Raw genomic sequence first — 11,765 nt, 5'->3', positions numbered from 1 at the left:
TAGTTCAGGGGGAAATACATGCTGGCATTTGTCTCACGCCGGCTCCTCGCGACCATCCCCGTTCTGGTGATGGTCGCGGTGGTGGTCTTCGCGATATTGCGTTTCAGCCCGGGAGATCCGGCCATCATCATGGCGGGCGACGGCGCCACGCCCGAGCGCATCGTCCAGATACGCCAGACGATGGGCCTGGACCAGCCGGTCATCAAGCAGTTCTTCATCTGGGGCGGCAAGCTCCTGCAAGGCGACCTGGGCACTTCGCTCATGTCGGGCGTGCCGGTCACCAAGCTGATCGGCCAGCGCCTGGAACCGTCGCTCAGCCTGGCGGTGCTGACCCTGGTGTTCACCCTGCTCGTCGCCATTCCGCTGGGCGTGCTGGCCGCATGGCGCCAAGGCAAGCTGCTGGACCGCGCCGTGATGGGCTTCTCGGTGCTGGGATTCTCGGTGCCGGTCTTCGTCACGGGCTACCTGCTGATCTGGCTCTTCGCCATCAAGCTGGGCTGGTTCAACGTGCAGGGCTACGCGCCGCTGGCCAAGGGCTTCTGGCCGTACCTGCACCGCCTCATCCTGCCGTCGCTGGCCCTGTCCACGGTCTACGTGGCGCTGATCGCGCGCATCACGCGCACCAGCGTCATCGAGGTCATGGGCGAGGACTTCATCCGCACGGCGCGCTCCAAGGGCCTGGGCGAAACCGGCGTGCTGCTGGGCCACGCCCTGCGCAACGCCGCCGTGCCCATCGCCACGGTGGTGGGCCTGGGCATCGCGCTGCTGATCAGCGGCGTGGTCGTGACCGAATCGGTGTTCAACATCCCCGGCCTGGGCCGGCTGGTGGTGGAAGCCGTGCTCGCGCGCGATTACCCCGTCATCCAGGGCCTGACGCTCTTCTTCGCGTTCGTCTACGTGTTCATCAATCTTGTTGTCGATTGCGCCTACACGGTGTTCGACCCTCGGATCAGGTACTAACACCATGCAAACGCCAACCGATGCCGCCGCGCAAGCGGCCGCAGATCTCCCCGGCGGCGGCACGCCCCAAGCCACCGCCTGGCGCCAGATCCGCCAGGGCCTCAAAAGCTGGCCCGTGATGCTGGCGCTGATCGTGCTGGTGGCCGTCGTCGCCATCGCGCTGTTCGCACCGCTGCTGGGTACCGTCGACCCCACCTCGATCAACCCCGGCGCACGCCTGAAGCCGCCCTTCTCCGATTACCTGCTGGGCACCGACGCCTTCGGCCGCGACGTCTGGTCGCGCGTGGCCTACGGCGCGCGCGTCTCGCTGATCGCGGGCCTGGGCGCGGCGCTGGTCAGCGTCGCCATCGGCCTGGTCATCGGCGTGATCGCGGGCTGGTTCCGTTCACTGGACGGGCTGATCATGCGCACCATGGACGCCATCATGGCCATCCCCGGCATCCTGCTGGCGATCGCCCTGGTGTCGGTCACTGGCGCCAGCATCACCACCGTTCTGGTCGCCATCACCATCCCCGAAATTCCACGCGTGGTGCGGCTGGTGCGCGGCCAGATCCTGACCGTGCGCGGCGAACCCTATGTCGAAGCCGCGCTGGCCCTGGGCACGCCGCTGCCGCTGCTGCTGTGGCGCCACATGGTGCCCAGCACCATCGCGCCGCTGACGGTACAGGGCACCTATGTGTTCGCGTCCGCCATGCTCACCGAAGCCATCCTGAGCTTCCTGGGCGCGGGCATCCCGCCCGAGATCGCCTCCTGGGGCAACATCATGTCCGAAGGACGCATGTACTTCCGCATGCTGCCCGGCCTGATCCTGTTCCCCGGCCTGTTCCTGTCGCTGACCGTGCTCAGCGTGAACATCCTGGGCGACGCCTTGCGCGACGCGCTGGACCCGAAAATGGTGCGCAGGATCTGATGCCGATGACCTATTCCCCCACTCCTCCCGCGGGCGATACTTCGACCGCCATCCTGGCCATCCGCAACCTCTCGGTGGAAGTCGCCGGCGCCGGCAACCGCGTCGTGCGCAACCTGAGCCTGGACGTGCATGCCGGCGAAACCGTGTGCGTGGTCGGCGAATCCGGCTCCGGCAAATCCGTCACCTCGCTGGCCGTCATGGGCCTGCTGCCTCCCGGCGTGCTGGGCGTCAGCGCGGGTTCGATCCGCGTGGAAGGCGAAGACGTGGTCACGGCCACGCAGCGCCGCCTGCGCGAGATGCGCGCCACGCGCATGGCCATGGTGTTCCAGGAACCCATGACCGCGCTGAACCCCGTGCACACCGTGGGCAAGCAGGTCGACGAAGTGCTGCGCCTGCACCGCAAGCAGATGTCGGCCGCGGAGCGCCGCGCCAAGGTGCTGGACATGTTCCGGTCGGTGCACCTGCCAGACGTCGAACGCATCTTCGAAGCCTATCCGCACCAGTTGTCGGGCGGCCAGCGCCAGCGCATCGTGATCGCCATGGCGCTGATCCTGGAGCCCAAGCTGCTGATCGCGGACGAGCCGACCACGGCGCTGGACGTCACCACGCAGAAGCAGATTTTGGCGCTCATCAAGGAACTGCAGGTCAAGCACCAGACCGCGGTGCTGTTCATCACCCACGACTTCGGCGTGGTGGCCGAGATCTCCGACCGCATCGTGGTGATGAACCGCGGCGACCTGATCGAAAGCGGCACGCGCAACGAGATCCTGGCCGAGCCCAAGCAGTCCTATACCCGTCGCCTGGTGTCGTCCGTACCCAGCCTGGTGCCCTCGCGCCGCGAGGCGCCGGCCGGCATGCCGGTGCTGCACGTCAAGGGCCTGGGCCGCACCTACGGCACCAAGAGTTCGCTGTTCTCGCGCCAGGCCGCGCGCAACGTGATCGCGGCCGCCGACGTCAACCTGACGCTGCGCAAGGGCGAGATCCTGGGCATCGTGGGCGAGTCCGGTTCAGGCAAGTCGACCGTGGCGCGCTGCATCGTGCGCCTGATCGAACCCACCGCCGGCCACATGATGATGGGCGGCGAAGACCTCAGCACCCTGTCCGGGTCGGCGCTGCGCCCGGTGCGCCGCCGCATCCAGATCGTGTTCCAGGATCCGTACCGTTCGCTGAATCCGCGACGCACCGTCGGTGAGTCCATCATCGAGGGCCTCTTGAACTTCGGCGTGGCCCGCGAGCAGGCATTGAAGCGCGCCGGCGAAACGCTGAGCGTGGTGGGCCTGAGTCCGGACGCAATGAACCGCTACCCGCACCAGTTCTCCGGCGGCCAGCGCCAGCGCATCTGCATCGCGCGCGCCCTGGTCATGGACCCCGAGGTCCTGGTGGCCGACGAAGCCGTGTCCGCATTGGACGTGTCGGTGCAGGCGCAGGTGCTGGAACTGCTGGAACAGGTGCGCCAGCGCACCGGCGTGGGCGTGCTGTTCATCACCCACGACCTGCGCGTGGCGGCACAGATCTGCGACACCATCATGGTCATGCAGCGAGGCAAGGTCGTCGAAACCGGCTCCGCCGAAACCGTGCTGACCGAACCGCGCCACGAATACACGCGGGCCCTGATCGACGCCGCCCCCGGACGCGACTGGGACTTCCGCAACTTCCGGCCGGTCGCCGCCGGCCTGGGCCACGCGGCCGTGCCCTGAAACTCGCAGCCTGTACACACACTGGAACCGAAATGCCGCAACCGCATGAACTGTCCGCCGTGGAGCTGCTCCAGGCCTACCGCGACAAGACGCTCTCGCCCGTCGAAGTCACCCGCTCGGTGCTGGAGCATATCGCCCGCTGGGAGCCCCAGCTGAAGGCCACTTACGCGCTGGATGCGGACGGCGCGCTGGCGCAGGCCCGCGCCTCCGAGGCTCGCTGGATGAAGGGCGAACCGCTGGCGACCGGCGGGCACACGCTGGACGGCGTGCCCGCCACCATCAAGGAAAACATCGCCACGCGCGGCGTGCCGGTGCCGCTGGGCACGGCAGCAACGGAATTGAAGCCTGCCGCCGCCGATGCACCGCCGGCCGCCCGCATGCGCGAGGCGGGCGCCGTGCTGCTGGGCAAGACCACCATGCCCGACTTCGGCATGCTGTCCTCGGGACTGTCCAGCTTCCATGAACTGACCCGCAATCCCTGGGACCTTTCCAAGAACCCCGGAGGCTCCAGCGCCGGCGCGGGCGCCGCGGCAGCCGCAGGCTACGGCCCGCTGCATATCGGCACCGACATCGGCGGTTCCGTGCGTCTGCCGGCGGCCTGGTGCGGCATTGCCACGCTCAAGCCCAGCCTGGGCCGCATCCCCATCGACCCGCCGTTCATGGGCCGCTGCGCCGGCCCCATGACGCGCACCGTCGCCGACTCGGCGCTCATGATGGGCGTGCTGTCGCAGCCCGACGCGCGCGACCACATGAGCCTGCCCTACCAGGACTTCGACTGGCTGGACCTGGAACTCGACCTGCGCGGCCTGCGCATCGGCTTGCTCATGGATGCGGGCTGCGGCCTGCCCCTGGACCCGGAAATCCGCGCCGCGGTCGAGGCCGCTGCCCGCGCCTTCGAGGCCGCCGGCGCCATCGTGACGCCGATGCAGCCCTGGATGACGCCCGACATGCTGGAGGGCGTGGACCGCTTCTGGCGCACGCGCTCGGCCATCGATCTGTCGGCCTTGCCGCAGGCCCGCCGCGACAAGATCCTGCCCTTCATCCGCACCTGGGCGGAAAGCGGCGGCGGCCAGTCCGGCGAAGCCGTATTCCGCAGCTACTACGAGACCATGAACGTGCGCGCCAAGACGGTCGCGGCCTGCGCGCCCTACGACTACGTGCTCTCGCCCGTGGCCCCGGTGGTCGCCTACAACGCCGAATGGCCGTCGCCCACCAACGAGGTCGCGACCACCATGCACCACATCGGATTCACGCTTCCGTACAACATGAGCGAGCAGCCCGCGGCGTCCGTCAATTGCGGCTACACCAAGGCCGGCCTGCCCATCGGCCTGCAGATCGCCGGCGCGCGCTTTGACGACCTGGGGGTGCTGCGCATGGCGCGCGCCTGGGAAGCCATGCGACCCGAACAACACCCCTGGCCCCAGCCGCCCCGGGCGGCCTGACCGATCCTCAACAGCAAACCCACAGGAATTCCCATGCGTTGGCTTTTGGCAATGATCAAGCACGAGACGAATACGTTTTCGCCCGTGCCTACCCCGCTTGAGCGCTTCTTTCGCGGCAACCCGGAGGTCCTGGCCGGCGACCGCGCCATCAAGGCCTACGAGAACACCGACAGCGGGCTGGGCGGCTATATCGAAGTGGCGCGCCGCGAAGGCGCCGAGATGGTCGTGCCCGTGGCGGCCGAATCCTGGCCCAGCGGCCCCGCCAGCGCCGAAACCCATGAACGGCTATGCAAGCTGGTCCTGGACGAGGTCCAGCGCGGCGGCTACGACGCCATCCTGCTCGACCTGCACGGCGCCATGGTCGCCGAAGGCGTGGAGGACGCCGAGGGCGACCTGCTGCGCCGCCTGCGCGAGATCGATCCGCACACGCCCGTGGCGGTGACGCTGGACATGCACGCCAATATCTACGACGACATCGTCAAGCATGCCACGGTCATCACCGGCTTCCATACCTATCCGCACGTGGACATCCGCGCGGCCGGCCTGCGCGCCGCGAACGTGATCGCGCGCACCCTGAAGGGCGAGATCAAGCCTGTCATGTCCTGGGCCAACAAGCCCATGCTGCCGCACATCATGTGCCAAGGCACCCACGCGGCGCCCAACAAGCCGCTGCAGGAACGCTGCAAGGAACTGGAAGCCGGCGGCGTCCTGGCCGCCTCCGTCTTCGTGGGATTCCCCCACGCCGACATCCGCGAAGCCGGCCTGAGCGCCGTGGTCTGTACCGACGGCAATCTGGCCCAGGCGCAGCGCCACCGCGACGAGCTGCTGGACCAGGCCTGGAACGGCCGCGCCGACTGGGTATTCCACCCGGAGCCGCTGGCGCCCACCATAGCCCGCGCCAAGGCCATCGAACAAGGCCCGGTCGTGCTGCTGGACCATTACGACAATACCGGTTCCGGCGGCACCATGGACACCACCGCCGTGCTGGCCGAGGTGCTGCGCCAGGAACTGGAGAACGTGGTCTTCTATGCCATTTGCGACCCGCAGGCCGCACTCGACGCGGCCGCGGCAGGCGTGGGCCAGACAATCACGATCCAGCTCGGCGGCAAGCTCGCCATGCCCGCCATCAAGGAGCCCAGCGAGCCGCTGGAGGTTACCGGCCGCGTCAAGCTGGTGTTCGACGGCGTCTACCTGAACCGCGGCCCCATGTACCGCGGCGTGCGCAACGACACCGGCCTGACGGTCGTGATCGACACAGGCCGCGTGGAAATCGTGGTGGTGTCCCGTCACCAGGAGCCGTTCGACATCAACTGCCTGCTGTCGGCCGGCATCGATCCGCTGCAAAAACGCTATGTCGTGCTCAAGAGCCGCGTGCATTGGCGCGCGGGCTTTTCCGACATGGCAACGCAGGTCATCGAATGCACCGGCGTGGGGGTGACCACCTCGGACTACGGCCAGCTTGATTTCAAGCACGTGCGCCGCCCCATCTATCCCCTCGATCCGATGTAAACCGGACCGCCGTCGCTGTACCCCGGAAAGCCGGCGCAACTGCGCCGGCTTTCATTTTGAAATCTTCTGTAACGGCGAGCGCCCTCAGATGACCATCGGCCTCGGTATACTCGCCGCGGGCCTTACAGGCCGATGAATACGCGTATTCCGATGGCGGGCGTCAGTAACGGCGTCCGGCGGCCAGAAGCAGCCGCCGTTCACCGGATATGACTCGATAATCAACGATACAAGCAGAACGATGAAAAAGAGCGTAGCGATCACCCTGGGCGTGGTCATAGTGGGAGCGGGAAGCTGGGTCGGGGCCACGTGGTACACCGGCAAGCGCATCGAGGAAAGCTCGCAGCGCCACCTGGCGGAAGCCAATGAAAAGCTGGCCAAGATCACGCCCCTGTTCGGTCTGCGCATCGATCAGCTGAAGTACGAGCGTGGCCTGTTCTCGACGCAGGCGCGCTACGGCGTGTCGCTGGTCAAGGGCGACAAGGTCGCCGAAGACATGCCCAAGGGCATGATCGAGTTCGATGCGTCCATCGAACACGGCCCCTTCCCCAAGAGCGCCCTGGCGCGCGGCGCCATCGCACCCAAGCTGGCGTTCACGCACGCCGAGCTCGCCAAGACCGACAACATCAAGGAACTGTTCGAGCTGACCAAGGGCGTCGCGCCCCTGAGCGCCGACACGGTCATCAGTTTCGGCGGCTTCGCCACCTCCACCGCCAATATTGCCCCCGTGCAGATCACGCACGAAGGCAACGCCGTCAATTTCAGCGGCATGGCGATCAACGGCACCTTCGACCGCGCGCTGCAGGCCGTCACGGCGCACGCCCTGGTCGAAACGCTGTCGGTGGACGGCGAAAAGTCGGATGATCCCGTCAAGATGCTGATGTCCGGCCTGACCATGGACGTCGACAGCCGCATGGGCAAGTTCGGCCTCTCCATCGGAGATTCCAGCGTCAAGCTCAAGCGCCTCGACGTGACCCGCGCCGGCGACGACATCAAGGTCTCGGTGGACAATCTGGGCTACGGCGTCAAGCTGGCCGAAGACGACAAGAACGTCAACGTCGAAGCCACCTACCAGACCGGCACCATCACGCTCAACGACGTGGCGCTGGGCAACGGCCAGGCCGTGATCAAGCTCGCCAAGCTGGACGGCGCCGCCATCAAGCAGCTGTCGGACACCTACAACCAGATCGTGCGCCAGTACATGTTGGGCGCCAGCGACGAAGGCCTGAAGGACGAGCAGTTCGACGCCGTGCTGGAAAACGCCGGCAAGCTGCTCAACGGCAACCCCACGTTCAGCATCGACCCGATCAGCTGGAAGACCGACAAGGGCGAAAGCAAGCTGACCTTCGCGCTGGACCTGACCAATCCGCCCAACGTCAAGGACCTGACGCCGCAGGAGATCATGGTCAAGGCCATCAAGCAGATCGATGCGACGCTGGTCATCTCCAAGCCCATGGTGCGCGAACTGATCGTCCAGTACGCCGTCAAGAAGCAGGGCTTGACCGCGGAAAAGGCGGCCGAGGAAGCCGACGACCAGATGCGCTCGATGTCCGGCATGGCTGAAATGCTCAACGTCGGCAAGAACGACGGCGACAACATCATCGGCAAGTTCCACTACGCCGATGGCATGGGCGACCTGAACGGCCAGAAGATCCCCGCCGACGAACTGTTCTCGGGCCTGCTGGGCGCGACCGGAATGGACGACGACATGGATGACATGGACGGCATGGAAGAGGAAGGCGAACCGGCCGAAGGCGCGGAACTTGCCGCGCCCTCCGACACCGCGTCCGTGGCCGGCTACATGCAGGACTTCGACCTGGACACCGTGACGACCATGCTGGACGACATGGTCTACAACCCCCGCAAGCAAGACGGCGACGAAGGTCCCGTCCTGATCCTGGATCCCCGCGACACCGGCGCCAGCGAGCTGCGCGTCGACTTCCTGTGCAACGACTTCACCGAGAAGTGCCATGACCTCGTCGTGACCGCGACCTACAGCAGCAAGAAGCCGGTCTCGCTCAAGGCCATCAACGCCTGGAACCAGGAATACCGCTGGACCCGCGCCTACCTGGACGACAAGAACCGGGCCGTGCTGCAGATGGACATGAACTCGGAAGGCGGCATCGGCAAGGAAAACCTGCAGATCATGCTCAACACGTTCTTCAGCATCGCGGAAGACTTCTCGGTGGCCAGCAAGGCCGCGCCGGCGAAGTAAACCTCGGCTGACGCAAGACAAAAAAATCCCCCATCTTTCGGATGGGGGATTTTTTTTGCCTTGGGCCCGGCTCGCGCCGGGCCTCGCGGCCCGCACTTATGCGTAGGCTTCGATCGGCAAGCAGGCGCACACCAGGTTGCGGTCGCCATAGGCGTTGTCCACGCGGGCAACCGGCGGCCAGTACTTGGCGTCGCGCAGCGAGGCCACCGGGTAGGCGGCCTGCTGGCGCGGGTACGCGTGCAGCCATTCCTCGGCCAGCAGCATCTGCGCGGTGTGCGGCGCGTTCTTCAGGACGTTGTCCTCGGCATCGCGCTCGCCGCGCTCGACCTGGGCGATTTCTTCGCGGATCGAGATCATCGCGTCGATGAAGCGGTCCAGTTCGGCAACGCCTTCCGATTCGGTCGGCTCGACCATCAGCGTGCCGGCCACCGGGAAGCTCATGGTGGGCGCATGGAAGCCGTAGTCCATCAGGCGCTTGGCGATGTCTTCGGCGCTGATGCCGCTGGTTTCCTTGAGCGGACGCACATCGAGGATGCACTCGTGCGCCACGCGGCCGTTGCGGCCCGCGTACAGGACCGGATAGTGGTCACGCAGGCGGGTGGCGATGTAATTGGCGTTCAGGATGGCGACTTCGGTGGCGCGGCGCAGGCCGTCGGCGCCCATCAGCGAGATGTACACGAACGGAATCGGCAAGATGCCCGCGGAACCGAACGGCGCGGCCGACACCGGACCGACCTTGGCGTCGCCAGGCAGCTTGCCCTGCTCGTTCACCACGCCCGGCAGGTAGGGAGCCAGGTGCGCGCGCACCGCCACGGGGCCCACGCCGGGGCCGCCGCCGCCGTGCGGAATGCAGAAGGTCTTGTGCAGGTTCAGGTGGGACACGTCCGAACCGAACTTGCCCGGCTGGGCCACGCCCACCATCGCGTTCATGTTGGCGCCGTCCAGGTAGACCTGGCCGCCGGCCTGGTGCACCAGATCGCAGATCTCGGTGACGGCTTCCTCGAACACGCCGTGGGTCGACGGATACGTGATCATCAAAGCGGCCAGCTTGTCGCCGACCTGTTCGATCTTGGCGCGCAGGTCGGCCAGATCGACGTTGCCGTTGGCATCCGACGCCACCACCACCACGTCCATGCCGGCCAGTTGCGCCGAGGCCGGGTTGGTGCCGTGCGCCGACGACGGGATCAGGCAGATGTTGCGCTGATGCTGGCCGTTGGCCTGATGGTAGCCGCGGATGGCCAGGAGGCCTGCGTACTCGCCCTGCGCGCCCGAGTTGGGCTGCAGGCTGATGTTGTCGTAGCCGGTGATCTCGCACAGCGCGGCCGACAGGCGGTCGATCAGTTCGTTGTAGCCCTGGCTTTGCGAAGCCGGCGCAAATGGGTGGATCAGCGCGAACTCGGGCCAGGTGATGGGGATCATCTCGGCGGTCGCGTTGAGCTTCATGGTGCACGAGCCCAGCGGAATCATGGTGCGGTCCAGCGCCAGATCCTTGTCGGCCAGCTTGCGCAGGTAGCGCAGCATGTCGGTTTCCGACTGCACGCTGGAGAACACCGGGTGCGTCAGGATCGCGCTTTCGCGCGCCACGCCGGCGGGAATGCCGCTGGCGGCGGCCGCGTCCAGCGCGTCGATGTCGAGTTCGACGTCGTCGCGTTCCAGGCCGGCGGCGAAGACGTTGACCAGCGCCTGCAGGTCAGCCGCGGTCACGGTCTCGTCCAGCGACACCGCCAGGCGGGCGCCATCGACGCGGCGCAGGTTGATGTGCGCGCAATCGGCGGCGGTCAGGATGGCGGGCGTGGCCGCCCCGGTTTCCAGCAGCAGCGTGTCGAAGAAGGTGTCGTTGACGACCTTCACGCCCAGCTTGACCAGCTCGGCGCGCAGGATGGCGGTGCTGCGCTGCACGCGCTCGGCGATGCGGCGGATGCCGGCCGGACCGTGCCACACGGCGTACATGCCGGCCATCACGGCCAGCAGCACTTGCGCGGTGCAAATGTTGGAAGTGGCCTTTTCGCGGCGGATGTGCTGTTCGCGCGTCTGCAGCGCCAGGCGCATGGCCGGGTTGCCCTGCGCGTCCTTGGACACGCCGACCAGGCGGCCAGCCATGTTGCGCTTGAAGGCGTCCTTGCAGGCCATGAATCCGGCATGCGGGCCGCCGAAACCGAACGGCACGCCGAAGCGCTGGGCCGAACCGATGGCGATATCCGCGCCCCATTCGCCGGGCGCGGCCAGCAGGGCCAGCGCCAGCAGGTCGGTCGCGACGGCCACGATGGCGCCTTGCGCATGCGCGGCTTCGGCCAGCTTGCGGTAGTCGGCGACGGAGCCGGTGCTGTGCGGGTACTGCAGCAGCACGCCGAAGCACTCGGGCAGGCCTTCGGCCTCGTCGCCGATGGTGATTTCGATGTCCAGGCCTTCGGCGCGCGTGCGCACGACTTCGATGGTCTGGGGATGCACGTGGCGCGAAATGAAGAACACCGGGCTCTTCGACTTGGCGCTGCGGCGCGCCAGCGTCATGGCTTCGGCGGCGGCGGTGCTTTCGTCCAGCAGCGAGGCGTTGGAGATGTCCAGCCCGGTCAGGTCGGCGACCATGGTCTGGTAGTTCAGCAGGGCTTCGAGGCGGCCCTGCGAGATCTCGGGCTGGTAAGGCGTGTAGGCCGTGTACCAGGCGGGATTCTCAAGAATGTTGCGCAACACCACGTTGGGCGTCTGCGTGCCGTAGTACCCCTGGCCGATATAGCTGCGGTAGACCTTGTTGCGGCCGGCGATCTGCTTCAGTTCGGCCAGCACGTCGGTTTCGCTGCGCGAGGCGGGCAGCGCCAGCGGGGCCTGGCTGCGGATCTTGGGCGGCACGACTTCTTCGATCAGGGCGTCCAGGCTGGCGCTGCCGATGACGGCAAGCATGGCGGCCTGGTCGGCGTCGGAAGGGCCGATGTGGCGGGGAATGAAGTCGGTGTGGGTGTCTAGGGCGCGCGACATGGAGAGGTCTCGGGATAGCGGGTGTCGTCGGAGGACGGACGGTATTGCATCTTGCGGAACGGGCG

General features: G+C 66.9%; 7 protein-coding genes. 6 read left to right on the top strand and 1 reads right to left on the bottom strand.

Features of this window, described 5'->3' with window-relative positions; translation table 11 throughout:
- Nucleotides 1-18 precede the first annotated feature (18 nt).
- The 6 genes from IB257_RS12040 (at nt 19) to IB257_RS12015 (ending at nt 8,730) form a co-directional block, all read left to right on the top strand.
- On the top strand, nt 19-960 hold the full coding sequence (locus IB257_RS12040) for an ABC transporter permease (protein WP_054451986.1): 942 nt from the start codon (nt 19-21) through the stop codon (nt 958-960).
- A gap of 4 nt (nt 961-964) precedes the next feature.
- A complete protein-coding gene (locus IB257_RS12035) occupies nt 965-1,870 on the top strand; it encodes an ABC transporter permease (protein WP_054451987.1) in 906 nt (301 codons plus the stop codon).
- A gap of 5 nt (nt 1,871-1,875) precedes the next feature.
- A complete protein-coding gene (locus IB257_RS12030) occupies nt 1,876-3,567 on the top strand; it encodes an ABC transporter ATP-binding protein (RefSeq protein ID WP_192353913.1) in 1,692 nt (563 codons plus the stop codon).
- A 32-nt stretch (nt 3,568-3,599) separates the two neighbouring features.
- Nucleotides 3,600-5,009: an amidase gene (locus tag IB257_RS12025; protein WP_054451989.1), complete on the top strand. Its 1,410-nt coding sequence runs from the start codon at nt 3,600-3,602 to the stop codon at nt 5,007-5,009.
- Nucleotides 5,010-5,042: 33 nt separating this feature from the next.
- Nucleotides 5,043-6,518, top strand: coding sequence for a M81 family metallopeptidase (locus IB257_RS12020; protein WP_119450320.1), 1,476 nt, complete (start codon nt 5,043-5,045; stop codon nt 6,516-6,518).
- A gap of 238 nt (nt 6,519-6,756) precedes the next feature.
- The gene (locus IB257_RS12015; RefSeq protein WP_175180589.1) at nt 6,757-8,730 is read left to right on the top strand and encodes a DUF945 family protein; all 1,974 of its coding nucleotides are present in this window, start codon (nt 6,757-6,759) and stop codon (nt 8,728-8,730) included.
- Between the two features lie 96 nt (nt 8,731-8,826).
- On the opposite strand, the gene gcvP is transcribed toward IB257_RS12015, so the two are convergent.
- A complete protein-coding gene (gcvP, locus tag IB257_RS12010) occupies nt 8,827-11,700 on the bottom strand; it encodes an aminomethyl-transferring glycine dehydrogenase (protein ID WP_054451992.1) in 2,874 nt (957 codons plus the stop codon).
- Nucleotides 11,701-11,765: the final 65 nt, after the last annotated feature.

The sequence above is a fragment of the Achromobacter sp. ACM03 genome (assembly GCF_014851665.1).
Classification (GTDB): Bacteria; Pseudomonadota; Gammaproteobacteria; order Burkholderiales; family Burkholderiaceae_B; genus Achromobacter; species Achromobacter aegrifaciens.
Note: the sequence above shows the minus strand (reverse complement) of the source record. Positions and strands in the feature narration are given on the sequence as shown.